We start from the raw sequence: 26252 nt of genomic DNA on the forward strand, positions 1-26252 counted from the left end.
CGGCGTCCGCCGCTTCAGCCAGATGGTGTAGACGAAGACGTAGAAGGCCGAGGCCGAGGCCAGGACCAGGGCGGCGATCCAGTTCACCGCCAGCCCCATCACCAGCACGGCGGCGACCGACAGGAACACGCCGAAGGCCAGCGCCTCGGACGGCGCGATGCGGCCGCGCACGATCGGCCGGCCGCAGGTCCGGCTCATCACCGCGTCGATGTCGCGGTCGTACCACATGTTGATGGCCCCGGCCGCGCCGGCGCCGACGGCGATGCACAGCACGGCGGTGGCGGCCAGGATGGGATGCAGATGGCCCGGCGCCGCGATCAGCCCGGCGATGCCGGTGAAGACGACGAGCGTCATCACCCGCGGCTTCAACAGCGCGAGATAGTCCTGCCAGGTGGCGCCGCCTTCGGCGTCGGCCGCGGCGGTTCGGGCTGTCCGGTCCAGGGTCACGTCAACCATCATAAACCTCAAGCGGATCGGGCCGCACGGGGTATCCGCGCGGCCCGGTCCGGTTTCCTCTTTCTTTCTCTCAGCCGCGGGTCACTTGACCCGGGGCAGCTGCTCGAACTGGTGGAACGGCGGCGGCGACGGCAGCGTCCATTCCAGCGTGGTGGCGCCTTCGCCCCAGTAGTTGCTCTCCACCCGGCGGCCGTAGCGGATCGTGTAGAAGGCGATGCCGACGAACAGGAAGGCGGCCGCGACCGAGATATAGGCGCCGAAGGACGAGACCATGTTCCAGCCATGGAATGCGTCCGGATAGTCCGGCTGGCGCCGCGGCATCCCCGCCAGGCCCAGGAAATGCTGCGGGAAGAAGGTCAGGTTGACGCCGATGAAGGTCATCCAGAAGTGGATCTTGCCCCAGGTCTCCGGATACTGCCGGCCGGACATCTTGCCGATCCAGTAGTAGAAACCGCCGAAGATCGAGAACACGGCGCCCAGCGACAGCACGTAGTGGAAGTGGGCGATGACGTAGTAGGTGTCGTGCAGGGCGGTGTCGATGCCGGCATTGGCCAGCACCACGCCGGTGACGCCGCCGATGGTGAACAGGAAGATGAAGCCCACGGCCCACAGCATCGGGGTCTTGAACTCGATCGACCCGCCCCACATCGTCGCGATCCAGGAGAAGATCTTGATGCCGGTCGGCACCGCGATGATCAGGGTGGCGGCGGTGAAGTAGGCGCGGGTGTCGACGCCGATGCCGGTGGTGAACATGTGGTGCGCCCACACCACGAAGCCGACGACGCCGATCGCGACCATGGCATAGGCCATGCCGAGATAGCCGAACACCGGCTTCTTCGAGAAGGTCGACACGATGTGGCTGATCATGCCGAAGCCCGGCAGGATCATGATGTACACCTCGGGGTGCCCGAAGAACCAGAACAGGTGCTGGAACAAGAGCGGGTCGCCGCCGCCCTCGGGCTTGAAGAAGCTGGTGCCGAAGTTGCGGTCGGTGATCAGCATGGTGATGGCGCCGCCCAGCACCGGCACGGCCAGCAGCAGCAGGAAGGCGGTCACCAGCATCGACCAGACGAACAGCGGCATCTTGTGCAGCGTCATGCCCGGCGCGCGCATGTTGAAGATCGTGGTGATGAAGTTCACCGCGCCGAGGATGGAGGACGCGCCGGCCAGATGCAGGGCGAAGATCGCCATGTCGACCGAAGGCCCGGGCTGCCCGGCCTCGGACAGCGGCGGATAGATGGTCCAGCCGGTGCCGGCGCCCTGGCCGACAAAGGCCGAGCCGATTAGCAGCGCGAAGGCCGGGACCAGCAGCCAGAACGAGATGTTGTTCAGCCGCGGGAAGGCCATGTCCGGCGCGCCGATCATGATCGGCACGAACCAGTTGCCGAAGCCGCCGATCATCGCCGGCATGACCGTGAAGAAGATCATGATCAGGCCGTGGGCGGTGACGACCACGTTCCATTCCTGCCCGCCGGGCAGGAACTGCATCCCCGGATTCTGCAGCTCGAGCCGCATGATCAGCGAGAACACGCCGCCGATCAGCCCCGCGCAGATCGCGAAGACCAGGTACAGCGTGCCGATGTCTTTGTGGTTGGTCGAGAACAGCCAGCGCTTGAAGAAGCCCGGCTTGTGATCGTGGTGGTGGTCGTCGTGACCGTGTGCTGCGGCGTGAGCCATCGTGTCGCCCTCTTCCCCGTCCGGGGTTGCCTGTCGGGGCCGCCGGCCCCGAGTGGGATCACTCCCCGATGGGGATCAGTCCCCGAGTGAGATCATTGCCCGGCCTGGGCCAGCTTGGTGCGCGCCTGCGCCTCGTCCCAGGTCATGGTCAGAAGCTTCGGCTTCTCGGCCGGGTCGGGCCCGACCTTCTCGACGACCCATTTGTCGAAATCCGCGCGGCTGACCGCATGCACCTCGATCGGCATGTAGGCGTGGTCGGTGCCGCAGAGCTGCGAGCACTGGCCGTAATAGACGCCCGGCTTGTCGATGCGGACCCAGGTCTCGTTGGTCCGGCCCGGGATCGCGTCCTTCTTGACGCCGAAGGCGGGGATGGCCCAGGAGTGGATGACGTCGCCGGCGGTGGTCAGGATCTGGATGTCGGTGTCGACCGGCAGCACCACCGGGTTGTCGACCGACAGCATCCGCACCTGGTCCGGCTTCAGATCCTCGTCCTTGACGCCGTAGCTGGTGTACTCGGCGACCTTCTGGTCCGGATACTCGTAGCCCCAGTACCACTGGTAGCCATGGGCGATCAGGGTCATCTCCGGGTTCGGCGTCCGGTCGCCGGCATAGAGCAGCCGGAAGGACGGCACCACGATGACCAGCAGGATCAGGACCGGCGCGACCGTCCAGATCACCTCGATCACGGTGTTGTGCGCGGTCTTGGACGGCACCGGGTTGCGCTCGGCGCTGAAGCGCCACATCACATAGACCAGCAGGCCCAGCACGAACACCGTGAGCGCCACGATGATGACCAGGAGCAGGTTGTGGAAGCCGTTCATCTGCTCCTTGATCGACGAGGCTGCTTCCTGGAAGCCGAGCTGCCAGTTGTGCGGCGGGCCGTCGGCGAAGGCCGTGCCTGTGCCGAGGAGAAGCAAGGCCGACACCCCTGCCGCCAATTCACGCAGTCTGCCCGATCGCATGCCGTGCGCTCTTTCGTTATCGTTGTCGTTCCCACCCATGGCCCATGCCGGCTGTCGCCGGTACTGGACTCCGTCCGGCCTTATAGCGATGGAACCGCAAGGGTTGAAGCCCTTACGACATCGCCGGCCGCATGAAGCCGGGCCAATCCTGGCCAGGGCGAAAATACAGGGCGTTCCGGGGGGCAACAACAGGCCGTGCTGCCGCGCCGCTCACGCAAATGGTCGCATCCCCTTGGCAAGCGATTCGGCCGCACCGCCGATCGGGGGCTGGCCCCCGCCGGCCGGCGGCACTATGTCTGGAGTCCAGATTCGCTGACCGGAATCCCGCCATGAGCGTCCTCGACCAGACCGACGACCTGTTCTTCACCCAGGCCGGGCTCGACCGAGCCCGGCTCGAGCGGCTGGTCGGCGAGGCCCTGCAGGGGGCCGATGACGGCGAGCTGTTCCTGGAATACGTCCAGTCCGAGGGGCTGAGCTGGGACGACGGCAAGCTGAAGAGCGCCAGCTTCGACACCAGCCAGGGATTCGGCCTGCGCGCGGTGGCCGGCGAGACCACCGGTTACAGCCATGCTTCGACGCTGAGCGAGGATGCGGTCAAGCGGGCCGTGGAAACGGTGGGCGCGGTCCGCGCCGGCCATGGCGGCAGCCTGGCCGAGCCGCCGCAGGGCACCAACCGGCAGCTCTACACCGACGCCAACCCGCTTTCGGCCGTGCCGTTCGAGACCAAGGTCAAGGTTCTGGCTGAGATCGACGCCTATGCCCGGGCCAAGGATCCGCGGGTGCGCCAGGTCAGCGCCTCGATCAGCGGCAACTGGCAGGCGGTGCGGATCATCCGCGCCGATGGCCGGCACGCCGCCGACATCCGGCCGCTGGTGCGGGTCAACGTCTCGGTCGTGGTCGGCGACGGCGACCGGATGGAAAGCGGCAGCCATGGCGCCGGCGGCCGCACCGGCTACGATCTCTATCTCGAGCCGGGGCAGTGGCAGGCGGCCGTGGACGAGGCGCTGCGGCAGGCCCTGGTGCGGCTGGACGCGGTCGAGGCGCCGGCCGGCGAGACCACCGTGGTGCTCGGCCCCGGCTGGCCCGGCATCCTGTTGCACGAGGCGATCGGCCATGGCCTCGAGGGCGACTTCAACCGTAAGAAGACCTCCGCCTTCTCCGGCCTGATGGGCCAGCGCGTGGCGGCGCCGGGCGTCACCGTGATCGACGACGGCACCCTGCCGGACCGGCGCGGCAGCCTGACGGTGGACGACGAGGGCACGCCGACCCGCAGCACCACGCTGATCGAGGACGGCATCCTGGTCGGCTTCATGCAGGACCGGATGAATGCCCGGCTGATGGGCGTGGCGCCGACCGGCAACGGCCGGCGGCAGAGCTATGCGCACCACCCGATGCCGCGGATGACCAACACCATCATGCTCGGCGGCGGCACCTCGCCGGCCGAGATCCTGGCCTCGGTCAAGCGCGGCCTCTACGCCGTCAACTTCGCCGGCGGCCAGGTCGATATCACCAACGGCAAGTTCGTGTTCTCCGCCTCCGAGGCCTATCTGATCGAGGACGGAAAGATCGGGCCGGCGGTGAAAGGCGCGACCCTGATCGGCAACGGGCCTGATGCACTGACCAAGGTTTCGATGGTCGGCGACGACATGGCGCTCGACCCCGGCATCGGCACCTGCGGCAAGGAAGGCCAGGGCGTGCCGGTCGGCGTCGGCCAGCCGACCCTCAGGATCGACGGGCTGACGGTCGGCGGCACCCGCGCCTGACCGGTTGCTCTTTCGAACCTCACTGAAGACGGCTTCCTCTCACGATCGGTCGTCAAGCACCTTGGCCGATCTTGAATATTATTTTATGTAATTTTGCAAACGATCGGTCCGTTCTGGTTAGATTCGACATACTCCTAACCTCCTACTCATTTGAGTGGTTCGTCCCTCTTGAACAATTTTACTACTTATGGCGTTATGAAGATGCGCTTTTGGCGTTATTTTATGATAGCTGTTTGGGGGAGAGAGACGTGCGTGTCTCGTCGAGTTTTTTGATTGGTGCGGCGATCGCATTCTTGGCGCCAGCCAGTATTGTCCAGGCCGCGACGGCGACCACGACCTTCCAGGTCACGGCGACCGTACTGAAGTTCTGCATCGTGGTGGCGACGCCGATGGCGTTCGGCAACTACACCAGCTCGACGGTGTCCGAGACGACCTCGGATATCACGGTCACCTGCACCAACGGCACGCCTTACGACATCGGCCTCAGCGCCGGCACGGCGGCTGGCGCCACCGTGACCACGCGCCAGATGTCGGGCACCACCGTCACCGCCGCCCGGCTGAACTACTTCCTTTACAGCGACTCCGGGCGCACCGTGAACTGGGGCGACACGGTGGGCACCGACACGGTCCATATCACCGCCGGCGCCACCCCGATCATCTCGACCGTCTACGGCCGCGTCCCGGCCGGCCAGTTCGTCGCCCCCGACGCCTATCTCGACACGATCGCCGTCACGGTCACCTACTGACCCGGGGAGGCACCGTGACGGCGATGCGGCGATGCCTCCCCCTGATCGCGGCGGCCTGGGCAGCGCTGTGCTTCGGCAGCGCGGCTGCCTGGGCTGGCGGGCTCGAGGTCGCGCCGCTCGGCGTCGACTTCGCGCCGGGCCAGATGGCGCAGACCATCACGGTGGCCAACCGGGCCACCGCGGCGACGACGATCCAGGTGCGGACCTTCGACTGGTCGCAGCCCGGCGGCGCCGACCAGCTGGTCCCGACCGATGCCGTGGTCGCCAGCCCGCCGATCGTCACCATCCCGCCGGGGCGGGAGCAGGTGATCCGGGTGCTGTTGCGCCGGCCCTCCGCAGGGGCGGCGGAGAAGAGCTATCGGCTGTCGGTCGACGAGATTCCGGTGCCCGTGCCGGGCCAGATCAACCTGGCCCTGCGCCTGTCGTTGCCGATCTTCGTCTCCGCGGCCATCCCCGGGCAGGCCAGGGTCGCCTGGTCGGCCCGGCCGGCCGGGAGCGGGGTGGTCGAGGTGGCGGCCCGCAACGACGGCACGATCCACGCCAAGTTCGACAGCCTGACCGTCGCCACCCGCGGAGGCGCGGCCAGCCGGGCCTTCGGCGGCTATGTGCTGCCGGGCCAGGAAAAGCGGTGGCAGATCCCTCTGCGCGGGCTGGACCGCGCCGGGCAGGTCACGTTGCGCGGCAATGGCGCCCAGGGCGGGGTCGATGTCACGATCGCCCTGGACGGCCGCCCTTAAGGCAGGCGCCGTGCTCGCCGCTGCTGGATGGCTGGCGGCCGGGCCGGCGACGGCGGAGGACCGCGCTCTTTTTCTCGACGTCACGGTCAACGGCCAGAGCCAGCAGCTGATCGGGGAGTTCGTGGAGCGTGACGGGACCCTCTATGTGACGCCGGAGGAGCTGCAGGCGGTCGGCGTGCGGGCGCCCGAGGGTGTCGATCCCGCCGCCGACGGGCTGCTGCCGCTGTCCGCCGTCCCCGGCCTGCGCTACGACTATGACGTGCCGGCCCAGGCGCTGCGCATCGACCTGCCGGAGGAGGGGCGCCAGCCGGTGCAGATCGGGGCGCGCGACACCCGGGTTGCCCAGGCCGACAGCGCCTACGGCCTGCTGCTCAACTACGACCTGATCGGCACCCGCGGCGACGATTCGACCTATGGCTCCGGCGTGGTGGAAGGCCGCGTCTTCGGGCCGCTCGGCGTGCTCGACACCAGCTTCCTCGGCAATATCGGCTCCGGCGGCGGGCAGGATGAGGGGGTGATCCGGCTGGACACCACCTGGACTTATTCCGACCCCGGCGCGCTGCGCCGCTACCGGCTGGGCGATTTCATCAGCGGCGGCCTGGCCTGGACCCGGCCGGTGCGGATGATCGGCGGCCAGGTCGACCGCGACTTCACCATGCGGCCCGACCTCATCACCTTCCCGGTGCCGGCCTTCGGCGGCGACGCCGCGGTGCCGTCCACCGTCGACGTCTACATCAACAACGTGAAGCAGTTCACGACCGAGGTGAAGCCGGGCCCGTTCGAGATCACCAGCCTGCCGGTGCTGACCGGCGGCGGCGACGCCCGTGTCGTGGTGCGCGACGCGCTGGGCCGCGAGACGGTGCAGACGCTGCCCTTCTACGCCAGCAACAGCCTGCTGCGCGAAGGCTTCGTCGACTATTCCTTCGAGGCCGGCTCGGTCCGCCGGCGCTACGGCGAGGCCAGCGCCGACTATTCCGGCTTCGCCGGCATCGGCTCGCTGCGCTACGGCCTCGACGACACGCTCACCCTGGAAGGCCATGTCGAGGCCAGCCGCGACCTGGTCCTGGGCGGTGCCGGCGTGGTCTATGGCGTCGGCACGCTCGGCACCGTCAACGCCGCGCTGGCGGGCAGCCACTCCGGCGGCGATTCGGGCCTGCAATACGCGGTCGGGGTCGAGCATCTCGAGCCGCGCTGGAGCGTCGGCCTGCAGCACACCGGCACCGCCGGGGTCTATCGGGACGTGGCGTCGGTGGACGACCGCAGCCGGCTGCGCAGCAGTACCCGGGCCAGCGCCAGCCTCAACCTCGGCCGCTGGGGATCGTTCGGCGTCGTCTATGCCGAGCTCGACCGCACCGATTTCGGCCGGACGCAGATCGCCTCGGGCAACTACAGCGTGACGCTGTTCGACGACATCCAGCTGGTGGCCACCAGCTTCCTCGACCTCGACGACGGTTCGAATGCCGGGGTGATGCTGTCGCTCACCGTCCCCCTCGGCCGCGAGACCAGCGTCGGCCTGGACGCCACGGCCCAGAACGGCCAGCGCTGGCTGACCCAGCGCGTCAGCTACGTCCAGGACACCGGCGTCTCCGACCGCGGCCTGGTGGTGAACGCCCAGGCCAGCGAAGGCGACCTGCGCCGCTATTCCGGCCAGGTCGACTATCGCACGGCGCTGGCCGATTTCACCGTGGCGGCCGACCAGATCGACGACCAGACCAGCGTCCGCGGCGAGATCCGCGGCTCGCTCACCACGGCCGGCGGCGGGGTGTTCCTCGGCCAGCGCATCGATGACAGCTTCGCCGTGGTGGACACCGGCCTGCCCGATGTCGGCGTGACGCTGGAGAACCGGCCGGTCGGGCGCACGGGCAGCGGCGGCCAGCTGCTGGTCCGCGGCCTGCGCGCCTATGAGGCCAACAAGATGGCGATCGACGTGACCGACCTGCCGGCCGACGCCGCCTTCGACGACACCCGGCGCAGCGTGGTCCCGGCCGACCGCAGCGGCATCGTGGTGCCCTTCCCGGTCCGTGTCGGCGACGCCGCCACGATCCTGATCCATCGGCCCGACGGCACCGCGGTGCCGCCCGGCTCGACCCTGGTGCTGGACGGCGGCGGGGCGGAGCCGCTGCCGGTCGGCTATGACGGGCTGGGCTATGCCACCGGCCTGCAGCCGGAGAATGCCGGCACGGTGACCCTGCCGGACGGCAGCCAGTGCCGAATCGCCTTCGCTTTCGCGCCCGCGCCCGGCGACATCCCCCAGATCGGTCCCGTCACCTGCGGAGGAGCGCCATGAGACGATTCCTGCTGTCGCTTCTGGTGGCGGCCTGTGCCCTCCTGGCCGGTGGCCAGGCCCGCGCCGCCGGCGAAAGCTGCTCGGTGACTGCGACCGCGCTCGCATTCGGCAATTTCGCGCCGCTGTCGGGCACGGTGCTGGACGCGACGTCGACGATCACGGTGACCTGCGTCTGCCCGGCGCTGTGCCTCGGCATCAACTACACGGTCGCGGTCAGCACCGGCGGGTCGGGCACCTTCTCGCCGCGGCGGATGAGCGCCGGGACGCCGACGCTGGCCTATAACGGCTACACCGCCGCCGCCCGTACCACGGTGTGGGGCGACGGCAGCGGCAGCACCGCGGTGCAGACGCGCTGCCGGCTGGTCGGCGCCATCGGCAGCAGCTGGGTCGAGCCGATCACCTTCTATGGGCGGATCCCGGTCAACACCGCCGCGATTCCCGGCAGCTACACGGACACGCTCAACGTGACCGTCACCTATACCGGCATCTCGCTCTGCCTCTAGCCACGGTCCGGCTACTCTGGGCCGAAGGACTCAGCCAGGGAGGAGCGCATGATCGCCGTGATCTTCGAGGTCGAGCCGGCGGAGGGCCGGTTCGACGACTACCTCGACCATGCCGCCCGGCTGCGCCCGGTGCTGGAGCGGATGCCCGGCTTCATCTCGGTCGAGCGCTTCCGCAGCCTGACCAATCCGGACAAGTTGCTGTCGCTGTCCTTCTGGGAGGACGAGGCGGCGGTGGCCGGCTGGCGCAGCCGGGCCGAGCACCGCGCCGCCCAGGCCGCCGGCCGGGCCGGCATCTTCCAGGGCTACCGCCTGCGCATCGCCGCGGTGCTGCGCGACTACGACATGGACGAGCATCGCGAGCAGGCGCCGGCCGATTCACCGTTCTAGGGCGCGGCCACCAGGTCGGTCCGGCTGAAATCGTCGCCCTTGAACAGGAGGGGCTCGCCCCTTGTTGCCGCGAGGGCATAGGCGAAGCAGTCGCCGTAGTTCAGCCCGGCCGGGTGCCGGCCCTTGCCGAAGCGGCGCCATGCGCGCCGCGCCATCTGGGCTTGGTCGGCATCTACCGGAGCGACTTCGGCATCGAGCCGATGGAGCCAGAGGTCGAATTCCCGGCCGCCCGCATCTCCCAGCCGTGACTCGATCACGATGGCAGCCTCGACCAGGGTTGCTGCCGAGATCAGCCGCACCGGATCTGCAGCGATCCGTCGCTCGAAATCGGGGGCCTCCGGCTCGTCGAGCAAGATGGCGAGGATCGCCGAAGTGTCGATCACCATCAGCGCGGCAGCCCGTCCTGGTCGTAGCCCAGGATCTCGTCCGGGCTGCGGCGATCCAGGATGGGCAGGGCCGCCATCCGCTTGCGGATTGCGGCCATCTCCTCGAGCAGCAACGGCGCCTTCCTGGCACCGACCACGCGCCGAAGCCGATCCTCCAGGGCACGCCGAGTCGCCTCGGTGATCGACTCGCCAGTCCGCCGCGCCAGCTCGCGAGCCAACGTCTCGGTTTCCGGATCCTTGATGCTGAGGGCCATAATGGTTCCTGGGTATCTACCTAGGTAGAATATAGCAAAGAGCGGACCCGACGCCACATCTGCTAGCCCGCTCACCCCGCCGCCAGATCGGCCTCGTGGCGCAATTCCGCCGCCAGCGCCGGGTCCAGCGGCAACGGCGGCTCCAGGTTGTCGGATGCGGCGCCGGCGGCCAGGGTCTCGGCCTCGCGCCGGAACTTGGCGATGCCGGTGCAGCGACCGCTGTCGAGCCAGCCGGCGGCGTGGAGGATGAAATCGGCGCCGCAGGCCATCGCGGCGGCGGTGGCGCGGCCGCCGTCGGAGCCGGCCTGGGCATCGTCCAGCCGGGACGAGGTAACCCCGCCGTCGCCACGGCCGGGGATGCCGAGCCGCCGGGCCAGCGCCATGGCGCCGTACTGCACCAGGTGCAGGGCCGGGTCGCCGAACACCGGCACCATGCGGCTCATCGAGAACGGCATGGTGAAGATGCCCATGATCACCGGCGTCCCGGGACACCACAGCTGGGCCAGCGCCAGCCCGGCCAGGACCTCGGCATAACCCTGGATCAGGGCGCCGGCGACGGTGACCGGCCCGGTGGCGCCCATCATCATATAGGAGGTGACCAGGCAGCCCTGCCGGCTCTCGGCGGCCAGGCGCAGGCATTTCAGCGGATTGCCCTTGTAGGACAAGGGCGGGGTCGCGTTGATCAGATGCAAGAGGTGGCACCCAGCCGGCTTACCGTCCAGCGGGCCGATTGCCGCCGTCGCGGCGTCGATCACCTGCCGCATCGCGGCGGGGGATGCGATCGTGCCCATGAACGGCTTGTCCGACAGGGTCAGATGGGCGATCGCCATCTCCAGCGGCCGGGCGGCGTCCGGCACGTCGCCGATGACGCAGAGCATGTGGCCGGTGTTGGTCAGACCCGGCGCGGCATGGGCCATGGCCATCAGCCGGTGATAGTCGGCGCGCGTGCCGAAGCCGCCGCTGCCATCCTCGCGCAGCACGTTCGGCGGCCCGTAGACCGGCGCGAAGACCGGGCGCTCGCCGGCTCCGACCATCGTGCTGCGGGCCGGGTTGCGGCCGTGCAGCACGAAGCGCCCGGGCGCCGTGGCCCGGATGATCTGGCGCAGCCGCGGGCCGTCCAGGCGCACCCGGTCGCCGTCCACCGCCGCGCCGGCCTGCCGCCACAGCGCCAGCGTCTCGGGATCGTCCTCGAAGCGCAGGCCGGTCTCGGCCAGGACGCGGTCGGCGGCGGCCTCGATCCGGTCCAGGGCCTCCGCGTCGAAGGCGGTGAAGCGGCCGGGCAGGGTGTCCTCAGCCGGCACGGCCGAACGCGCAGCTTCGATCTCAGGCACCGGCGCCTCCGACCGCCACGGCGAAGCGCCGCTCGCTGGGCATAACAGCGGCCAGCAGGGCCGAGCACAGCGCCGCCGCCAGCATCGCCAGATAGATCGACTGGAATGATCCGGTCGAGACCTTCAGCCAGCCGCCGGCCATGTTGCCGACGATGCCGCCGAAGCCGAGGGCAATGTTGCCGAAGGCGAAGACCAGGGCCGACCGGCCGGCACCGAAGGCATGGCCGATATAGGCCGGCACCAGGCCGAAGATGGCGTAGAAGGCGAGGCCGAAGGCGACGACAGCCAGGTACAGGATCGGCAGGTTGCCGCCGCCCGCGGCGGCCTGCAGCAGCAGCACGCAGGACCCGGCCAGGATCAGGTAGGTCAGCACCATCGCCCAGCGCACGGTGATCCGGTCGGCCAGGGCGCCGATGGCGAAGCCGCCGGCCATGCCGACGGCGCCGATCACGCTCCAGGCCATCGCCGCTACGTCCTGCGACAGCCCGACCTCGCCTTGCAGGAAGGTCGACAGATAGGTCTGGTACGGCATGGAGGACAGGCCGTTCAGGAACATCATCAGCAGCACCGCCGCGGTCAGCCCCGGCGGCAGCGTCCGCAGCCGCGCGCCGATCGAGGTCCGCGGCTGGGCGGCCTCCGCCGCCGGCCTCGTCCCGGCCGGCCGGCGCAGGCGCAGGAAGCCGGCCAGCGCCAGCACGGCGACGATCGCGCCGGTGGTCGCCCACAGGAAGCGCCAGCCCTCGGTCGCCAGGAAGCCGGTGATCAGCAGGCCGTTGACGAAGACGCCGTAGCTGGTGCCGGACGACATCAGCCCCAGCGCCTTGCCCTGGTGCGACCGGGGCACGATCTCGCTCGACACCTCGACCATCGGCACCCAGATCGCCGCGGCGCATCCGCCCAGGATGGTCAGCAGCACGCCCATGGCGACGATGTCGGTCACCAGCGCCAGCCCGCCCAGGCAGGCGGCGCAGACGGCGATCGACCCCAGGATCATCGGCAGGGCGCCGAAGCGGACGGTCAGCAGGCCGCTCAACAGCGCGCACAGCATGAAGCCGGCCTGGACGCAGCCGGAGATCACGCCCATCGCGTCATAGGTGAACGGCAGGTCGTGCCGGATGGCCTCGACGATGGCCGGGAACAGGTACATCCCGAAGCCGTAGGTCGAGGCGATGAAGGCCGTGAACAGGACGACCGCCTCGATGCTCCGATTCCGCCCCGCGGAAGACATGGCCTTCGCCTCCCTACCGGCCGGCGGCCGGCAGCTCCGACGGCGATTGCGGCCAGTGCGGCACGTCGTCGGTGATGGCGTAATAGCCGCCCTTGTCGGCGGTGAAGGCATGGGCGACCAGGGCCAGGCCGGGGGCGCCGTCCAGCGTGCCGGCGCCGATGCTGATCCGGATGCTGCGGGCCGCCACCTGCCGCCAGAACAGGTTGCTGCCGCATTCGCCGCAGAAGCCGCGCTCCGCCTCGGGCGAGGAGCGGTACCAGCGCAGGCCGCGGTCACTCTCCAGCACCAGGTCGCCGGCGGCGCAGGCGGTGAAGGCGGCGACATGGCCCGAGGTGCGGCGGCACTGGCTGCAATGGCAGGCCACGACCGGACGCAGCGGCCCCGTCACCCGATAGCGCACCGCCCCGCACAGGCAGCCGCCGGTCTGGTCCGTCATCGCTCGTCTCCCTCGCTGCGCCGGGCTCCAGCGTGTGGCCGTCGGGCCTCCGTCATTATGCCGGACCCGTCTCGCGATGTCGCAGGCGCGCCACCGCCATGTCGCGTTCGGCCTTGCCAAGCTTGAACCCGCTCCCGATATTCGACGGAGCCGTCCGGATCCCCCGGGCGGCGGACGTTCTCAGGGCGGGGTGAAAGTCCCCACCGGCGGTGATGGCGTGGTCCCGAAACGGCCGCGCACGAGCCCGCGAGCGCCTGCCGGGCGACCGGCAGGGTCAGCAGATTCGGTCAGAATCCGAAGCCGACGGTCACAGTCCGGATGAAAGAGAACGGGGACGGCGGGCCGGGTGCGAATCCTGGCGGTCGGTCCCGTATGCCCTGATTCTGGTCCGTTGCATGAGGATGACCATGAATCAGCCCCTGTCTTCTGCTTCCCGTACCGACACGCCCCGCATCGCCTTCATCCAGGCGTGCTGGCATCGCGACATCGTCGACCAGTGCAAGACCGCCTTCCTGGCCGAGATCGCCCAGGCTGGCGCCGCGGCCCCCGAGGTCGATCTGTTCGAGGTGCCGGGCGTGTTCGAGATCCCGCTGCACGCCCAGCTGCTGGCCAAGAGCGGCCGCTACGACGCCATCGTCGCCACCGGCTTCATCGTCGACGGCGGCATCTATCGGCACGAATTCGTGTCGACCGCGGTGATCGACGCGCTGATGCGGGTGCAGCTCGACACCGAGGTGCCGGTGCTCTCCGCGGTACTGACGCCGCAGCGCTTCCACGAGCACGAGGCTCACACGGCCTTCTTCCGCGAGCATTTCCTGGTCAAGGGCAAGGAGGCGGCGGAGGCCGCGCTAAAGACCATCGCCGCGGTGGCGAAGCTGCGCGGCCAGGGCCTGCGCGCGGCGGCCTGAGCCGCACGAGCCGCAAGGTTGGGTTCGCATCGCGAACCCGACCTACGCGCCTGTCCGTTTACTCCGTCACCCGGCCGAAGCCGATGCGGGCGATGCCGTAGCGGCGCTCGTCCAGCAGGGCGAGCCCCTCCACCGCCGGCTCGTCGGCCGCGGTCTCGGCCACCACCAGGCAGCCGGGCGCCAGCCAGCCGGCGGCGGACAGCGCCCGGATCGCCGGGCCGACCAGCCCCAGGCGGTATGGCGGATCGAGGAACAGGAGCGTCGCCTGCGCCCGCACCGACGGCGGTTTCAGCGCGTCGGCGCGCAGCAGATGCGCGCGGGCCGTCTCGCCCAGCGTCTCGGCATTCTTCCGGGCGAAGCCCAGCGCCGCGGCCGAGCTGTCGAACAGCCAGGCCTCGGCGGCGCCGCGCGACAGCGCCTCGAAGGCCAGCGCCCCGGTGCCGGCGAAGGCGTCCAGCACCACGGCGCCGGCCACCGCGTCGCCTTCGTCGGGGCCGTATCCGGCATGGGCCAGGATGTTGAACACCGCCTCGCGCACCCGCTCGCCGGTCGGGCGGGTGGCGCGGTCCGGCGGGGCGGCGAGCGCCCGGCCCCTATGCCGGCCGGCGACGAGGCGCAGGGGCATGGCGGGAGGCGGCGCCGGTCGCGGGCCTGGACCCTGTCGGCTTCGCCGGTGTGGGCTTGGTCGGGGCGGGCTTGGCGGGAGCCGGCTTGCGCGTCGGCCGCTCCTCCTCATGGGTCGTCATCCAGCGGCCGAGCTGGTCGCGCAGCACCGAGGCCTTGATCTCCTCGGCCTCGCCCTTCTCCAGGATGCCCAGCTGGAACGGGCCGTAGGCGACGCGGATCAGCCGGTTCACGTTCAAGCCGATCGCCTCCATTACCTTGCGCACCTCGCGGTTCTTGCCCTCGCGCAGGGTCACGGTCAGCCAGGCATTGGCACCCTGCACCTTGTCCAGCGCCGCCTCGATCGGGCCGTAATGCACGCCGGAGACGGTGATGCCCTTGGCCAGGCCGGCCAGCTTCGCCGGATCCGGCGTGCCATGCACCCGCACGCGGTAGCGGCGCGGCCAGCCGGTCGACGGCAGCTCCAGCCGGCGCGACAGCTCGCCGTCATTGGTGAGGAGAAGCAGGCCTTCGCTGTTCAGGTCCAGCCGGCCGATCGAGACCACGCGCGGCAGCTCCGCCGGCAGGTTGTCGAACACGGTCTGGCGGCCCTGCGGGTCGGACCGGGTGGTGACCAGCCCGGCCGGCTTGTGGTAGCGCCACAGCCGGGTGCGCTCGGGCTCCGGCACCGGCACGCCGTCGACGCTCAGCACGGATCCGGGCGGCACGACCACGGCGGGGGTGTCCAGCACCTTGCCGTCCAGCGCCACGCGGCCCTCGGCGATCCAGCGCTCGGCCTCGCGGCGCGAGCACATCCCGGCCCGGGCCAGCACCTTGGCGACGCGCTCGCCGTCCTTCTCGCCGCCATCCTTGAAGGTGGCCTTGGGTTTCGCGGCCGGGGTCGCGGCGCCTGTCGCGGCCGGATCGCCCGCCGTCTTCCCGACGGTGGTCTTGGGGGTCTTGCTCATCGCCCTTGTCTAGCGCGAAGCGCCCGGCCAGGGTTAGCGCGAAACTCGAGGATCTGACCCGTGCCCGCCGACCCGACAGCCTCCGACACCTATATGCGCCTCGCCCTCGACGAGGCGGCGGCGGCGGCTTCGCGCGGCGAGGTGCCGGTCGGCGCGGTGCTGGTCGAGGCCGCGACCGGCGCGGTGCTGGCCCGGGCCGGCAACCGGGTGGAGGAGCTGGCCGACCCGACCGCCCATGCCGAGGTGCTGGCGATCCGCGAGGCCGGGCGGCTGCGCGGCCGGCCGCGGCTGCCGGACTGCGACCTCTACGTCACGCTCGAGCCCTGCGCGCTGTGCGCCGGCACCATCTCCTTCGCCCGTATCCGCCGGGTGGTGTTCGCCGCCCTCGACCCGAAGGGTGGCGCGGTGCTGCACGGCCCGCGCTTCTTCGAGCAGAAGACCTGCCACCACCGCCCTCAGGTGGAACAAGCGCCGGGTGGGGAGGAGGCAGGCGAGCTGCTGCGGGCGTTCTTCCGGGCGCGGCGATAGGAGCGGGCTGGCTGCCGGCCCGGCAATCTGACAAGATCGGGCGACCCCTGGGGGAGGGGTGATTTCAGAGTAGTCTTAATGATGTCCGAATTTTTCGGCCGGCGCTGGTGCCGGTTTGCTGTGGCAGTCGCAGCTCTGAGCGTCCTCTTGGGATGCCAAGCGCCATTTCCCAAGGTGTCGGAGGCGAGCAAGGTCGATATCCGGTTGGTGCGCAGCGCCTGTTTCGGCTGGTGCCCGGCCTATGTGGTCGACATCGCCGGGGACGGGTCGGTGACCTATGAAGGGATCAGCTCGGTGGCGGTGAGCGGCCGGTTCCAGCATCGGATCGCCCCGGCGGAGGTCGCCGCCCTGCTGCGCATGTTCGAACGGGCGGACTTCTTCGCGCTGAAGGACGAGTACATCGCCGAAATCACGGACAACCCCTTCCATAGCGTCACGCTGACAATCGACGGCCAGACCAAGAAGGTCATCGACTATGTGGGCAAGATGGCCGGCATGCCGCCAACGGTCACCGAGCTCGAGGATGCGATCGACCGGACCGCGGGAACGGCGAAGTTCGTCAAAGGCACGCCCGAGACGATCGCGACGCTGCGGCAGGCCGGCTTCGACTTCACATCGGAGAAAGCGGCGACCTTTTTGGCCGATGCGCTGGAAATCCAGAACTACGCCTATGCCAGCGACCTGATCTTGGCGGGCGTCCCCCTGAACGGGCGCACCTCTCGCCAACAGCTGCCGGCATTCGAGCTGCTGTTCCCTCTCGCAACCTCGTCAAGGTCGGATCTCGAAAGAACCTTATTGCTGTTCAGCGAGGCCGCGGCCGAACGAGGCACCCGGCAAGACAGAAGCGTGGCGCTTGTGATCGCCGCCCGACGGGACGATGCAGGCCTTGTTCGAAGGCTGGTTGCCTTGGGTGTCGATCCGGTGGTCGAGGAATCCGGGGTTGGACCCTACACCGCACTGCATACGGCGGCCTCGGCGAGGGTCGCCCGAATACTTCTGAGGGCAGGCATCGACCCCGATTTCACGAGTCCGATGATCCGAAAGGCTGTTCTGGTGACCGATTCCGAGGACGTGGCGCTGGTGCTGGCCGGAGCGCGGGTGAGCGGCGAGACCAAGACCGCGCTGATCGCCCGTGCCCGCGTGAAGGGCTGGACCCGCCTCCTGGCGAAGCTCGGTTCCTAGACCTCCGCTTCGCCCTTCAGCACCGGGATGCAGCCGCCGCCGACGGTGGCGCGGATGCCGTCCGCGGCGCGGCGGGCGGCGACGCGCAGCAGGCTCGGGCGGCCCATCTCCGCGCCCTGGACGATCTCGGCCTGCCCGGCCTCGGCTCCGGAGAGCGACAGCAGCAGCGCGCCAAGGATGGCGTTGGCGCTGCCGGTCGCCGGGTCCTCATAGGTGCCGGAGAGGGGCGCGAACATCCGGGCGCGAATCCGGGCTCCGCCCGGCGCGGCGATGTCCGGTGCCGCCGGATCGCGGGCGTAGAGATGCAGCGACAGGCGTCGGCCCACTGCCAGGTTCTGTTCCTGGGTACGGCGGAAGGCGGCGATGTCCATGGTGGCGCGGGTCAGCGCCTCGCCCGTCACCTCGGCCAGCACGAAGGGCACGCCGACCGAGGCCAGCACAGGCTGATGCGCCTTGGTGATGATGTCGGATGGCGCCAGCCCGGCGCAGGCGGCGATCGCCTCGGCCGGCAGTTCCAGCAGCGTCGACAGCGGCTGCGGTGCTGCGATCACGGCGCCGGTCACGGCCCCGGCCGCGTCGCGCTCGACCCGTACCTCGACCAGGCCGGACAGCTCCTCGAACAGCAGCACGCCGTTGCGGTCCAGCCCGTGCCGGGCCAGGACGCAGCCGGTGCCGACATTGGGGTGGCCGGCGAAGGGCATCTCGTAGGTCCGGTTGAAGATCCGCACCCGCGCCGTGTGCGCCGGGTCCTCCGGCGGCAGCACGAAGGTCGTCTCGCTCAGGTTGAACTCGGCGGCCAGCGACTGCATCTCGCCGTCCGACAGGCCGCGCGCATCCGGGAACACCGCAAGCTGGTTGCCGCCAAAGCGGCGGTCGGTGAACACGTCGACGGTCTCGAAGGCGAAGCGGCGCATCACGGCCTCCTGTCGGGCGAAAGGTGGCCGAGTCTTGACACGGCTTAGCCCTTTGGCAAAGTGCCGAAATGTACCCAGCCAATCTCTTCCGCGCTTTAGCCAATGAGCGCCGCCTGCAGATCCTGGACTGGCTGAAGGATCCGCGCGCACATTTCCCGCCGCAGGCCGATGGCGACCTGGTCGAGGATGGGGTGTGCGGCGTGTTCATCGCCGACAAGCTCGGCATCAGCCAGCCGACACTGAGCGAGCATATGCGCGTCCTGGTCCAGTCCGGCCTGGTGGTGCCGAAGCGGATCAGGCAATGGACCTTCTACCGGCGCGACGAGGAGCAGATCCGCGCGGCCCGTGCGCTGGTCGACAGCCTCTGAGGCTTTCCGCCGGCCGTTCCCGTGCCTATCTTCCAGCCGACGAGACAGGAAGACCGACCGATGTTCCAGACCGCACGCCCCGATCCCGCCCTGTCGAAGGCGGAGGCCTATCGCGACCTGCTCTCCCAGGCGGAGGGGCTGTTCCAGGGCGAGACCGACGCCATCGCCAACGCAGCCAACCTCTCGGCCCTGATCTATCACGGCCTGCCGGAGCTGAACTGGGCCGGCTTCTACCTGCTGCGCAGCGAAAGCGAGCTGGTGCTCGGGCCGTTCCAGGGCAAGCCGGCCTGCATCCGCATCCCGCTCGGCCGCGGCGTCTGCGGCACGGCGGCGGAGCGCCGGGAATCGGTGCTGGTGCCGGATGTGCACGCCTTCCCAGGGCACATCGCCTGCGACGCCGCCTCGCGCTCCGAGCTGGTGGTGCCGCTGCTGCGGGACGGGAAGGTGCTGGGCGTGCTCGACCTCGACAGCCCGCTGCCCAACCGCTTCGACGCCGAGGACCAGGCCGGGATCGAGGCGCTCGCGGCGCTGTGGGTGGCCGCGAGCGCCGCCTGATTATCTTCCTGTCGAGCCTGTGATTTTCAGAATCTTAAGCTACTGGCTGATGAGGGCCGGCTGTTCGGTTGATTCCGATTCTCAAGACTCTTTCTTAGAAAATTGATTCTGCTAAAATTCTCCCGAAAGATGGAGGGGAATATGGACCGAACGTATAATCTCAACGGTGGCTTCAAGCCCACGACGAAGCGATTTGCCGATTTAGATGGACCAGATTTTTACCCGACCCCTCGTTGGGCGACATTTGCGCTGGCCGAGAGCGAGCCATTCAAGGGCGAGATTTGGGAATGTGCCTGTGGCGACGGCGCGATGTCAGATGTCCTCGTAGAATCTGGTAGCCGTGTAACTAGCTCTGATCTGTATGATCGCGGCTATGGAGAGGCGGGGCAAGATTTTATCAAAGTTAATCGAAAGCATAGAAATATCATAACCAATCCTCCTTTCCATAGTGCTGAGGCTTTTGTGGCTTCGGCATTGAGTAAAGCTGAAGAAAAATTTGCTCTCTTGCTTCGACTTGCTTTTCTAGAGGGCGCAAATAGAACGAGGACAATTTTTCACACAGCGCCCCCGAGCCGTGTTTGGGTGTTTAGTGAGAGAATCACATTCTACCCCAAGGGGGTGAAAGCCACAGGAAGTGGTACCACCGCTTACGCGTGGTTCGTCTGGGATAAGAACCATGCCGGTTCGACTGAACTGGCATGGCTCAAGCCAGGATATAAGGCAAAGTACAGTTAGAAAAATTATCTGCCTACAGCCGCCCGACCAGCGGCTGTAATCCTAAGTCCCTTATTGTTATCGTCATATTCAAGTAAGCCATTATTTATCGGATTGGTTGATGTTTCTCTGTGAGAGATAATGTTTCTGACGATCTGAGTGAATCGAATATCTGAGCGATTCATCAAAATTTCCGCGTCAGGCCCAGTTGGGTTAAAAGAATCAACCAAATGCTTGATAATATCGGAGGTTTTCATAAATCCGGTGCTTGATTCGGAAAGCAACTTCAATATAGGGACTGTGAGTTCCTTCTCTTCTGTAATTGACATGTCTTCTCCTATTGGAAAGTAACGTTCAAAAATTCCGTCTCGGAAATGCGATATGAAGACGGCTGGATAACTATAGCAGAGGCCGCAGAGCAGAAAAAGAAGCAGTGGTATATAGCGTCGCCTGACGGCTCAGCCTTTCTCGTACCGGATCTCGATGACCTCGGCGGTCTCCACGCCGCCAGGGGCGCGGACCTCGACCACGTCGCCCTCCTGCGCCCGCATCAGGGCGCGGGCGAGGGGGGAGATCCAGCTGATCTCGCCCTCTTCCGGCCGGGTCTCGTCGATGCCGACGATGCGCACCGTGCGCTCGCGGTCCTGGCCGTCGACATAGGTGACGGTGGCGCCGAAATACACCCGGTCGCGGTTGGTCTGGCGCGCCGGGTCGACCACCTCGGCGATCTCCAGCCGTTTGGTCAGGAACCGCACCCGGCGGTCGATCTCGCGCAGCCGCTTCTTGCCGTAGATGTAGTCGCCATTCTCCGACCGATCGCCGTTGCCGGCGGCCCAGGACACCACCTCGACCACCTTCGGCCGCTCGACCCGCCACAGCTGCTTCAACTCGTCCTGCAGCCGCTGGAAGCCCTCGGGCGTGATGTAGTTCTTCGACCCCGCGGGCAGGGGCGCCGGCGCATCGTCCAGCTCCTCCTCGGTGTCGGTCTCTTTGGTGAAAGCCTTGCTCATCGGGACAGTCTACGCCGATCGGGCCGCAGGTTTCAAAATCGGGTCAGATGGCGATATCCCGGCGGCAGAATCCTTCGGGCCAGTCGATGCGGTCGATCGCCTGATAGGCCCGCGACCGGGCCTCGGCGATGTCGGCGCCGAGGGCGGTCACCGCCAGCACCCGACCGCCCTGGGCGGTAACGATGCCATCGGCCTCGGCCTTCGTGCCGGCGTGGAAGACGATGGTGCCCGGCACCTGACCGGCCTGGTCCAGCGCCCGGATCGGGCTGCCCTTCTTGTAGCTGCCGGGATAGCCGTTCGCCGCCATCACCACCGTCACCGCCGCCTCCGGCCGCCAGCGCAGGGTCAGGTGGCGCAGCTCGCCGTCGGCCGCGGCGATCAGGGCGGTGAGCAGGTCCGAGTTCAGCCGTGGCAGCAGCGTCTCGCATTCCGGGTCGCCGAAGCGGACATTGTGCTCGATCAGCTGCGGCCCGCGCTCGGTCAGCATCAGCCCGGCGAACAGGATGCCGCGGAACGGCGTGCCCTCGGCCTCCATGGCGCGCAAGGTCGGCTGCACGATCTCGGCCATGATCCGGGCCTCGAGCTCCGGCGTTGCCAGCGGATGCGGCGACACCGCGCCCATGCCGCCGGTGTTCGGGCCCTCATCGTTGTCGAAGGCCCGCTTGTGGTCGCGGGCGGTGGCCAGCGGCAGCGCCGTCTCGCCGTCGCACAGGGCGAAGAAGCTCAGCTCCGGCCCGACCAGGCAGCCCTCGACCACGATCGACGCGCCGGCGGCGCCGAAGCCGCCGTCGGTCAGCATGGTGTCGACGGCGGCCTGGGCCTCCGCGACCGTCGCGGCCACCACCACGCCCTTGCCGGCGGCCAGCCCGTCGGCCTTGACGACGATCGGCGCGCCCTCGGCGACGATGTAGGCCTTGGCCTCGGTCGCGTCGGTGAAGCGGCGGTAGCGCGCGGTCGGGATGCCGTACTTCGCGCACAGATCCTTGGTGAAACCCTTCGACCCCTCCAACGCGGCGGCCGCGGCGGTCGGCCCGAAAGCCTTGATCCCGGCTTCGGTCAGCCGGTCCACCAGCCCCGCCACCAGCGGCGCTTCCGGCCCGACCACGACGAAGTCGATCGCGTTCTCCCGGGCGAATGTCACCAGCCCGTCGACATCCTCGGCCGCGACCGGCACGCAGGTCGCCTCCTTGGCGATGCCGGCATTGCCGGGCGCGCAGAACAGCGTGGTGCACAGGGGGGAGGCGGCGATCGCCCAGGCCAGGGCATGTTCGCGGCCGCCGCCGCCGACCAGAAGGATGCGCATCGAAGGACCCGTCTCACTTGCTCGAACGCGAGGGGTTTAGCATGGTGGCCGCAGCATGACCGAGCAAAACGACACCCCCCCGGCCCCGGCCGGCCGCCCCGGCTCCAACCTGCCGGAATTCACCATCGCCGAGCTGACCGGCGCGCTGAAGCGCACCATCGAGGGCGAGTTCGGCCTGGTGCGCGTGCGCGCCGAGATCGGCAAGGTCACGGTGCCGCGCTCCGGCCATGTCTACCTGACGCTCAAGGACGACAGCTGCACCCTCGAATCGGTGATCTGGAAGGGCCAGCTGGCGCGGCTGATGGTGCGGCCGGAGCAGGGGATGGAGGTGATCTGCACCGGCCGGCTGACCATCTACGGCTCGCGCTCGCAATACCAGATGGTGATCGAGCAGATGGAGCTGGCGGGCGAAGGCGCCATCCTCAAGATGCTGGAGGAGCGCCGCCGCCGCCTCGCCGCCGAAGGGCTGTTCGAGGCCGCGCGCAAGCGGGCGCTGCCCTTCCTGCCGCGGGTGATCGGCGTCGTCACCTCGCCGACCGGCGCGGTGATCCGCGACATCCTGCACCGCCTGTCCGACCGCTTCCCGCGCCATGTCCTGGTCTGGCCGGTGGCGGTGCAGGGCGAAAGCGCGGCAGGGCAGGTGGCGGCGGCGATCGAGGGCTTCAACGCGCTGCCGGTCGGTGGCCCGGTGCCGCCCGGTGGCCGGGTGCCTCGGCCGGACCTGCTGATCGTCGCCCGCGGCGGCGGCAGCCTGGAAGACCTGATGCCGTTCAACGAGGAGATCGTGGTGCGCGCGGCGGCGGCCAGCGCCATCCCGCTGATCTCCGCTGTCGGGCACGAGACCGACACCACCCTGATCGACTTCGCCTCGGACCGCCGTGCGCCCACTCCCACCGCGGCGGCGGAGATGGCGGTGCCGGTCCGGGCCGAACTGCTGGGCCGGGTGCTGGACTGCTCCCGCCGCCTTGAAGCCGGCACCGCCCGGCTGTTCGGCGAGCACCGCACCCGGCTGGACGCGCTGCGCCGCGGCCTGGGCGACCCGGCGCGGCTGATCGAGACGGCGATGCAGCGGCTGGACGACCGCGGCGAGCGGCTGGACCGGGCCGCACTCGGCATCGTCGAGCGGCGCCAGGCGCGGCTGGCCGAGCTCGGCGCCCGGCTGCCGCATCCGCGCCGCCAGGTGGCGGAGACGGCGCGGCATCTCGCCCAGCTCGGCGACCGCCTGACCGCCTGCGGCACCCGCCTGACCCACCATCCGGCCGAACGCTTCCACACCCTGTCCGGCCGCTTCCGGCCGGAGCCGGTGCAGCGCGCTTTGGCCGACCGCACGGCCCGGCTGGCCGCCGCCGGCCGGCTGCTGGAGAGCTACTCCTATGTCGACGTGCTGCGCCGCGGCTACGCCCTGGTGCTGGACCCGGCGACCGGCCACGCGCTCGGCTCGACGCAGGAGGCGACGCCCGGCCGGGCGGTGTCGATCCGCTTCCAGGACGGTGACGCCCCGGCCGTGATCGGCGGCAGCAAGCCGCACCGGCCCGCCCGCGTGCCGGACCCGAAGCCGGAGCAGGGATCGCTGCTGTAGATGCACCTGAGATCGAGACCTGCGTCGCGCAGTTCTGCCTCGGTCTCCTGGGCCTACAAGCGCGCTTGTCGCCGGATCATCCGGCAGCCGTTGCTGTCGATCCTTATTCTCGCCGTCGGCACCGCGACCCTGGTTGGTGCGGGCCAATTGTTAGGGGATGAGGCAGTCCTTGTCCGTAAGCTCATGGACTGCATTGTCGCGGCGGCAGTCGCAATGCTGTCGCTGAAACCCGATGGGCGATCCGGCAGATGGTGGCTGGTCGGCCTTCTCACGGGGACCCTGTTCATGGCGGGATTGCTGCTGCTCGCGATAGGCAGCCTCATGGGCTTCATATTTGCCGGGAGCGCCCCTGGCGCACTCCCTCTGGTGATTCCGTTGCTTTGCGCCGTGGCCGTCCTTTTTCTACGCTTTCTCCTGATATGGCCGTCGGTGCTCTTCGGACCGCCGTATCTCGGCTTCCGATCCAGTTGGCAGTTGATGCGAGGTCGCAGCCTCAGGGCCTATGGTTCGAGCATAATTCTCTTCGGCTTTGTGTTCATCCCGGCAGGATTGGTTCCGTCAGGGGCGATGCCGATCCTGGGGACGACCACTTGGCTGTTCGCGGCGCTGCTTTTTGCCGGGATGGCCGCTGAACTTTACGCGAGCCTGACGACCGAACCGGTCGACTGACTGGTGGCAGCCCAGGACGGGAACCGTCGGTAGTTGGCCGCATCAGTCAGATCGAGCCTGACCCGGGGCCTGAGCGAAGGGCGCTGCGGGGGCTATGCGCGTTCCGCCAGGGCCCAACGGCGTGGCGGATCGAGCCAGCGGACCAGCCGCAGCCCGGCGGCGGCCAGCGCCTCCGCGATCTGCGCGTCATCGATCAGCTCGTGGGTATAGCTCTGCGTCCACACCGCGTCAGCCGCTTCCGAGCGGAGGACGATATGGGCCAGGCGGCCTTCATGCCGCACCGATTCGATCACGTGGCGGATGCCGGCCTCCTCCCCGGCCGGTCCTGGCTGCAGCGTCGCGAAGGTGGCGGGATTGCGCCGTTCGATCAGCACCGCGCCGCCGGGCCGGGCATGGCGCCGGCAGGTGGCGAGCAGGGCGGCGCGCGTCTGGGCCTCGGGGAAGTTGATCAGCGTGCTGGCCAGCAGCACCGCGTCGAAGCGGCGGCCAAGGTCGAGATCCTCGATATCGGCCTGCACCGTCTCCGCGCCCCGGACATGGGCCAGCATCTCGGCCGAGTTGTCGACCGCGGTCACGGCATAGCCGAAGGCGGCCAGGGCGTGGGTGATCCTGCCCGGCCCGGAGCCCAGCTCCAGGATCGAGCCGCCGGTCGGGACCACGCTGGCGACGATCTCCGCCTCGCCGTCGGCCGGCAGGCGCCGGTACAGCTCGACGGCGCAGCCATCCTGGGTGTGCGCGCCCGGCCCCGTGCCGGTGAAGCGGATCGCCGAGCCCATGCGCTGTTCCTCCCTCGCTGCCCGTCGGAGATGGCGATGGCGGCAGGCCGGCGCCAGGGGTTTGAGAAGCGTCCGGCGCGTGATTAGATAGGAATAGGGCCCGCCCTCCCGGCGGGCCGGAACCAGGAGGTTGCCTATGTCCTCGCGGGACGCCTGACCCACCGATTCCGCCTGTTCTGCGAGAACAGGGGGATCGGTTTCGACACGAACCCTTCGGTTCGGCCGTTCGACAGCACGACGCTGTTCTGTACGGCGGGCATGCAGCAGTTCAAGCCGCTGTTCATCGACCCGTCCGTCACCGCCACCTTCGCCAATCTCCAGTCCTGCCTGCGCCTGGGCGATCTCGACGAGATCGGCGACGGCACGCATCTGCTCCGATTCGACATGCTCGGCCTGTTCTCGTTCCGACGGATGACTGTCGGGCAGGCGATCGAGTTCTGGCTCGATTTCCTGGCGGAGACCGGGGCGTCGCCGCATCACGTCACCATCCATCCCGACCGGATGGCGGAGTGGTCGCCGCTGTATCGCGGCCGGGTCCCGATCCGGCCCGACCCGGACTGCACCTGGAGTGACGGCAGCATCACCGGCTACTGCACCGAGTTCTATCGGGACGGGGTCGAGATCGGGAACATCGTCAACCCGCTCGGCACCTGCATCGATGCGGGGTTCGGGCTGGACCGGCTGGACGCCCTGGTCAACCGCACTCCGCCGATGAAGCCGGCGGAGATCCTGGCAGAGGCGATCGAACGAATCATCGCCAGCGGCTACAGGCCCGGCCCCAAGGCGCAGGGCTATGTCCTGCGCAAGCTGCTGCGCCGGCTGTGGGCGATCGGCGGATCGCTCGACCACTCGCACTTCCGGGCGGAGGCGACGCGGCAGCAGCGGCTGCGCGAGCGCTACGCCCGGCTCAGGCCCAGTCATCCGGACAAGCCGCCGGAATGGTGGTTCGACACCCATGGCATCGATCTCGACGAAATCGAGGGGCCGGCGCAAGCCGGCTCCTAACCACGCATGACACCCAA

General features: G+C 68.9%; 30 protein-coding genes and 1 riboswitch. Of the genes, 15 read left to right on the forward strand and 15 right to left on the reverse strand.

All coding sequences use genetic code 11. The features are described from left to right. From FFK22_RS31895 to coxB, 3 genes are all read right to left on the reverse strand, one after another. Positions 1 to 456: UbiA family prenyltransferase (locus tag FFK22_RS31895; protein ID WP_186002756.1), on the reverse strand; the 456-nt coding region annotated here is incomplete at its 3' end. 81 nt (positions 457 to 537) lie between these two features. Next, positions 538 to 2133 carry a cytochrome c oxidase subunit I gene (ctaD, locus tag FFK22_RS31900; protein ID WP_138887917.1) on the reverse strand — a complete coding sequence of 532 codons (1596 nt, stop codon included), beginning with the start codon at positions 2131 to 2133 and terminating at the stop codon, positions 538 to 540. Positions 2134 to 2225: 92 nt separating this feature from the next. Further along, positions 2226 to 3059 carry a cytochrome c oxidase subunit II gene (gene coxB, locus FFK22_RS31905; protein ID WP_221939010.1) on the reverse strand — a complete coding sequence of 278 codons (834 nt, stop codon included), beginning with the start codon at positions 3057 to 3059 and terminating at the stop codon, positions 2226 to 2228. Between the two features lie 365 nt (positions 3060 to 3424). Here coxB and tldD point away from each other — a divergent pair, with 365 nt between their 5' ends. The 6 genes from tldD (at position 3425) to FFK22_RS31935 (ending at position 9518) form a co-directional block, all read left to right on the forward strand. Further along, positions 3425 to 4858 (forward strand): metalloprotease TldD, encoded by a 1434-nt coding sequence (gene tldD, locus FFK22_RS31910; RefSeq protein ID WP_138887915.1) that lies wholly within the window; start codon positions 3425 to 3427, stop codon positions 4856 to 4858. 293 nt (positions 4859 to 5151) lie between these two features. Further along, on the forward strand, positions 5152 to 5604 hold the full coding sequence (locus FFK22_RS31915; RefSeq protein WP_138887914.1) for a spore coat U domain-containing protein: 453 nt from the start codon (positions 5152 to 5154) through the stop codon (positions 5602 to 5604). 23 nt (positions 5605 to 5627) lie between these two features. Continuing rightward, on the forward strand, positions 5628 to 6341 hold the full coding sequence (locus FFK22_RS31920; protein WP_138887913.1) for a molecular chaperone: 714 nt from the start codon (positions 5628 to 5630) through the stop codon (positions 6339 to 6341). After that, positions 6310 to 8628, forward strand: a complete 2319-nt coding sequence (locus FFK22_RS31925; RefSeq protein WP_186002757.1) for a fimbria/pilus outer membrane usher protein — start codon at positions 6310 to 6312, stop codon at positions 8626 to 8628. The genes FFK22_RS31920 and FFK22_RS31925 overlap by 32 nt, the downstream gene beginning before the upstream one ends. Next, the gene (locus FFK22_RS31930) at positions 8625 to 9131 is read left to right on the forward strand and encodes a spore coat U domain-containing protein (protein WP_138887911.1); all 507 of its coding nucleotides are present in this window, start codon (positions 8625 to 8627) and stop codon (positions 9129 to 9131) included. The genes FFK22_RS31925 and FFK22_RS31930 overlap by 4 nt, the downstream gene beginning before the upstream one ends. A gap of 48 nt (positions 9132 to 9179) precedes the next feature. After that, positions 9180 to 9518, forward strand: coding sequence for an antibiotic biosynthesis monooxygenase (locus tag FFK22_RS31935; protein ID WP_138887910.1), 339 nt, complete (start codon positions 9180 to 9182; stop codon positions 9516 to 9518). Here the strand turns inward: FFK22_RS31935 and FFK22_RS31940 are convergent. The 5 genes from FFK22_RS31940 to FFK22_RS31960 all read right to left on the reverse strand — a co-directional run bounded on the left by FFK22_RS31940 (position 9515) and on the right by FFK22_RS31960 (position 13153). Next, positions 9515 to 9904, reverse strand: a complete 390-nt coding sequence (locus FFK22_RS31940; RefSeq protein WP_138887909.1) for a type II toxin-antitoxin system VapC family toxin — start codon at positions 9902 to 9904, stop codon at positions 9515 to 9517. The genes FFK22_RS31935 and FFK22_RS31940 overlap by 4 nt on opposite strands. Then, a complete protein-coding gene (locus tag FFK22_RS31945) occupies positions 9904 to 10158 on the reverse strand; it encodes a type II toxin-antitoxin system VapB family antitoxin (RefSeq protein WP_138887908.1) in 255 nt (84 codons plus the stop codon). The genes FFK22_RS31940 and FFK22_RS31945 overlap by 1 nt, the downstream gene beginning before the upstream one ends. Positions 10159 to 10229: 71 nt before the next feature. Further along, the gene (locus FFK22_RS31950; protein WP_138887907.1) at positions 10230 to 11489 is read right to left on the reverse strand and encodes a trimethylamine methyltransferase family protein; all 1260 of its coding nucleotides are present in this window, start codon (positions 11487 to 11489) and stop codon (positions 10230 to 10232) included. Next, a complete protein-coding gene (locus tag FFK22_RS31955; RefSeq protein WP_186002758.1) occupies positions 11482 to 12717 on the reverse strand; it encodes a nitrate/nitrite transporter in 1236 nt (411 codons plus the stop codon). The genes FFK22_RS31950 and FFK22_RS31955 overlap by 8 nt, the downstream gene beginning before the upstream one ends. 13 nt (positions 12718 to 12730) lie before the next feature. Beyond that, positions 12731 to 13153 (reverse strand): GFA family protein, encoded by a 423-nt coding sequence (locus FFK22_RS31960; protein WP_138887905.1) that lies wholly within the window; start codon positions 13151 to 13153, stop codon positions 12731 to 12733. 172 nt (positions 13154 to 13325) lie between these two features. Continuing rightward, positions 13326 to 13487: riboswitch (FMN riboswitch) on the forward strand. A 73-nt stretch (positions 13488 to 13560) separates the two neighbouring features. Here FFK22_RS31960 and FFK22_RS31965 point away from each other — a divergent pair. Then, positions 13561 to 14061, forward strand: coding sequence for a 6,7-dimethyl-8-ribityllumazine synthase (locus FFK22_RS31965; protein WP_138887904.1), 501 nt, complete (start codon positions 13561 to 13563; stop codon positions 14059 to 14061). A 58-nt stretch (positions 14062 to 14119) separates the two neighbouring features. On the opposite strand, the gene rsmD is transcribed toward FFK22_RS31965, so the two are convergent. Further along, positions 14120 to 14686: a 16S rRNA (guanine(966)-N(2))-methyltransferase RsmD gene (rsmD, locus tag FFK22_RS31970; protein ID WP_138887903.1), complete on the reverse strand. Its 567-nt coding sequence runs from the start codon at positions 14684 to 14686 to the stop codon at positions 14120 to 14122. Next, complete coding sequence (locus FFK22_RS31975) at positions 14655 to 15632, reverse strand: pseudouridine synthase (RefSeq protein WP_138887902.1); 978 nt, start codon at positions 15630 to 15632, stop codon at positions 14655 to 14657. The genes rsmD and FFK22_RS31975 overlap by 32 nt, the downstream gene beginning before the upstream one ends. Before the next feature lie 60 nt (positions 15633 to 15692). On the opposite strand from FFK22_RS31975, the gene FFK22_RS31980 reads away from it, so the two are divergent. Continuing rightward, positions 15693 to 16160, forward strand: a complete 468-nt coding sequence (locus FFK22_RS31980; RefSeq protein ID WP_306770205.1) for a nucleoside deaminase — start codon at positions 15693 to 15695, stop codon at positions 16158 to 16160. Positions 16161 to 16238: 78 nt separating this feature from the next. Then, positions 16239 to 17342: a DUF6438 domain-containing protein gene (locus FFK22_RS31985; protein ID WP_138887901.1), complete on the forward strand. Its 1104-nt coding sequence runs from the start codon at positions 16239 to 16241 to the stop codon at positions 17340 to 17342. Here the strand turns inward: FFK22_RS31985 and FFK22_RS31990 are convergent. Further along, a complete protein-coding gene (locus tag FFK22_RS31990; RefSeq protein WP_138887900.1) occupies positions 17339 to 18256 on the reverse strand; it encodes a PhzF family phenazine biosynthesis protein in 918 nt (305 codons plus the stop codon). The genes FFK22_RS31985 and FFK22_RS31990 overlap by 4 nt on opposite strands. A gap of 68 nt (positions 18257 to 18324) precedes the next feature. On the opposite strand from FFK22_RS31990, the gene FFK22_RS31995 reads away from it, so the two are divergent. The 3 genes from FFK22_RS31995 to FFK22_RS32005 all read left to right on the forward strand — a co-directional run bounded on the left by FFK22_RS31995 (position 18325) and on the right by FFK22_RS32005 (position 19914). Further along, positions 18325 to 18624, forward strand: a complete 300-nt coding sequence (locus tag FFK22_RS31995; protein WP_138887899.1) for a helix-turn-helix transcriptional regulator — start codon at positions 18325 to 18327, stop codon at positions 18622 to 18624. A 60-nt stretch (positions 18625 to 18684) separates the two neighbouring features. Further along, a complete protein-coding gene (locus tag FFK22_RS32000) occupies positions 18685 to 19179 on the forward strand; it encodes a GAF domain-containing protein (RefSeq protein ID WP_138887898.1) in 495 nt (164 codons plus the stop codon). Positions 19180 to 19320: 141 nt separating this feature from the next. Next, on the forward strand, positions 19321 to 19914 hold the full coding sequence (locus tag FFK22_RS32005) for a hypothetical protein (protein WP_138887897.1): 594 nt from the start codon (positions 19321 to 19323) through the stop codon (positions 19912 to 19914). A 5-nt stretch (positions 19915 to 19919) separates the two neighbouring features. Here the strand turns inward: FFK22_RS32005 and FFK22_RS32010 are convergent, their stop codons facing one another. The 3 genes from FFK22_RS32010 to purD all read right to left on the reverse strand — a co-directional run bounded on the left by FFK22_RS32010 (position 19920) and on the right by purD (position 22206). Further along, a complete protein-coding gene (locus FFK22_RS32010) occupies positions 19920 to 20222 on the reverse strand; it encodes a hypothetical protein (protein ID WP_138887896.1) in 303 nt (100 codons plus the stop codon). Between the two features lie 129 nt (positions 20223 to 20351). Further along, positions 20352 to 20903, reverse strand: a complete 552-nt coding sequence (greB, locus tag FFK22_RS32015; protein ID WP_138887895.1) for a transcription elongation factor GreB — start codon at positions 20901 to 20903, stop codon at positions 20352 to 20354. A gap of 43 nt (positions 20904 to 20946) precedes the next feature. Further along, positions 20947 to 22206 carry a phosphoribosylamine--glycine ligase gene (gene purD / locus FFK22_RS32020; protein WP_138887894.1) on the reverse strand — a complete coding sequence of 420 codons (1260 nt, stop codon included), beginning with the start codon at positions 22204 to 22206 and terminating at the stop codon, positions 20947 to 20949. A gap of 55 nt (positions 22207 to 22261) precedes the next feature. Here purD and xseA point away from each other — a divergent pair, with 55 nt between their 5' ends. Further along, positions 22262 to 23785: an exodeoxyribonuclease VII large subunit gene (gene xseA / locus FFK22_RS32025; RefSeq protein ID WP_138887893.1), complete on the forward strand. Its 1524-nt coding sequence runs from the start codon at positions 22262 to 22264 to the stop codon at positions 23783 to 23785. Then, positions 23786 to 24454, forward strand: coding sequence for a hypothetical protein (locus FFK22_RS32030; RefSeq protein WP_138887892.1), 669 nt, complete (start codon positions 23786 to 23788; stop codon positions 24452 to 24454). 92 nt (positions 24455 to 24546) lie between these two features. Here the strand turns inward: FFK22_RS32030 and FFK22_RS32035 are convergent, their stop codons facing one another. Next, complete coding sequence (locus FFK22_RS32035) at positions 24547 to 25230, reverse strand: bifunctional 2-polyprenyl-6-hydroxyphenol methylase/3-demethylubiquinol 3-O-methyltransferase UbiG (RefSeq protein WP_138887891.1); 684 nt, start codon at positions 25228 to 25230, stop codon at positions 24547 to 24549. A gap of 192 nt (positions 25231 to 25422) precedes the next feature. Here FFK22_RS32035 and FFK22_RS32040 point away from each other — a divergent pair, with 192 nt between their 5' ends. Beyond that, positions 25423 to 26235, forward strand: a complete 813-nt coding sequence (locus tag FFK22_RS32040; protein WP_306770206.1) for an alanine--tRNA ligase-related protein — start codon at positions 25423 to 25425, stop codon at positions 26233 to 26235. The last annotated feature ends 17 nt before the right edge of the window (positions 26236 to 26252 follow it).

The sequence above is a fragment of the Mycobacterium sp. KBS0706 genome (genome assembly GCF_005938675.2).
Lineage (GTDB): Bacteria > Pseudomonadota > Alphaproteobacteria > DSM-16000 > Inquilinaceae > Inquilinus.

What these genes read in the sequence shown, in the direction of transcription:
- FFK22_RS31945 (WP_138887908.1), bottom strand. Translation starts at nt 10,158, where the DNA reads ATGGCCCTCAGCATCAAGGATCCGGAAACCGAGACGTTGGCTCGCGAG.
- rsmD (WP_138887903.1), bottom strand. Translation starts at nt 14,686, where the DNA reads ATGCCCCTGCGCCTCGTCGCCGGCCGGCATAGGGGCCGGGCGCTCGCC.
- FFK22_RS31995 (WP_138887899.1), top strand. Translation starts at nt 18,325, where the DNA reads ATGTACCCAGCCAATCTCTTCCGCGCTTTAGCCAATGAGCGCCGCCTG.
- FFK22_RS31965 (WP_138887904.1), top strand. Translation starts at nt 13,561, where the DNA reads ATGAATCAGCCCCTGTCTTCTGCTTCCCGTACCGACACGCCCCGCATC.
- purD (WP_138887894.1), bottom strand. Translation starts at nt 22,206, where the DNA reads ATGCGCATCCTTCTGGTCGGCGGCGGCGGCCGCGAACATGCCCTGGCC.
- tldD (WP_138887915.1), top strand. Translation starts at nt 3,425, where the DNA reads ATGAGCGTCCTCGACCAGACCGACGACCTGTTCTTCACCCAGGCCGGG.
- greB (WP_138887895.1), bottom strand. Translation starts at nt 20,903, where the DNA reads ATGAGCAAGGCTTTCACCAAAGAGACCGACACCGAGGAGGAGCTGGAC.
- FFK22_RS31955 (WP_186002758.1), bottom strand. Translation starts at nt 12,717, where the DNA reads ATGTCTTCCGCGGGGCGGAATCGGAGCATCGAGGCGGTCGTCCTGTTC.
- FFK22_RS32035 (WP_138887891.1), bottom strand. Translation starts at nt 25,230, where the DNA reads ATGGGCTCGGCGATCCGCTTCACCGGCACGGGGCCGGGCGCGCACACC.
- FFK22_RS31960 (WP_138887905.1), bottom strand. Translation starts at nt 13,153, where the DNA reads ATGACGGACCAGACCGGCGGCTGCCTGTGCGGGGCGGTGCGCTATCGG.
- FFK22_RS32030 (WP_138887892.1), top strand. Translation starts at nt 23,786, where the DNA reads ATGCACCTGAGATCGAGACCTGCGTCGCGCAGTTCTGCCTCGGTCTCC.
- xseA (WP_138887893.1), top strand. Translation starts at nt 22,262, where the DNA reads ATGACCGAGCAAAACGACACCCCCCCGGCCCCGGCCGGCCGCCCCGGC.
- FFK22_RS31985 (WP_138887901.1), top strand. Translation starts at nt 16,239, where the DNA reads ATGATGTCCGAATTTTTCGGCCGGCGCTGGTGCCGGTTTGCTGTGGCA.
- FFK22_RS31925 (WP_186002757.1), top strand. Translation starts at nt 6,310, where the DNA reads ATGTCACGATCGCCCTGGACGGCCGCCCTTAAGGCAGGCGCCGTGCTC.
- FFK22_RS31990 (WP_138887900.1), bottom strand. Translation starts at nt 18,256, where the DNA reads ATGCGCCGCTTCGCCTTCGAGACCGTCGACGTGTTCACCGACCGCCGC.
- FFK22_RS32000 (WP_138887898.1), top strand. Translation starts at nt 18,685, where the DNA reads ATGTTCCAGACCGCACGCCCCGATCCCGCCCTGTCGAAGGCGGAGGCC.
- FFK22_RS31930 (WP_138887911.1), top strand. Translation starts at nt 8,625, where the DNA reads ATGAGACGATTCCTGCTGTCGCTTCTGGTGGCGGCCTGTGCCCTCCTG.
- FFK22_RS31940 (WP_138887909.1), bottom strand. Translation starts at nt 9,904, where the DNA reads ATGGTGATCGACACTTCGGCGATCCTCGCCATCTTGCTCGACGAGCCG.
- FFK22_RS31935 (WP_138887910.1), top strand. Translation starts at nt 9,180, where the DNA reads ATGATCGCCGTGATCTTCGAGGTCGAGCCGGCGGAGGGCCGGTTCGAC.
- FFK22_RS32010 (WP_138887896.1), bottom strand. Translation starts at nt 20,222, where the DNA reads ATGTCAATTACAGAAGAGAAGGAACTCACAGTCCCTATATTGAAGTTG.
- ctaD (WP_138887917.1), bottom strand. Translation starts at nt 2,133, where the DNA reads ATGGCTCACGCCGCAGCACACGGTCACGACGACCACCACCACGATCAC.
- FFK22_RS31920 (WP_138887913.1), top strand. Translation starts at nt 5,628, where the DNA reads ATGCGGCGATGCCTCCCCCTGATCGCGGCGGCCTGGGCAGCGCTGTGC.
- FFK22_RS32005 (WP_138887897.1), top strand. Translation starts at nt 19,321, where the DNA reads ATGGACCGAACGTATAATCTCAACGGTGGCTTCAAGCCCACGACGAAG.
- FFK22_RS31975 (WP_138887902.1), bottom strand. Translation starts at nt 15,632, where the DNA reads ATGAGCAAGACCCCCAAGACCACCGTCGGGAAGACGGCGGGCGATCCG.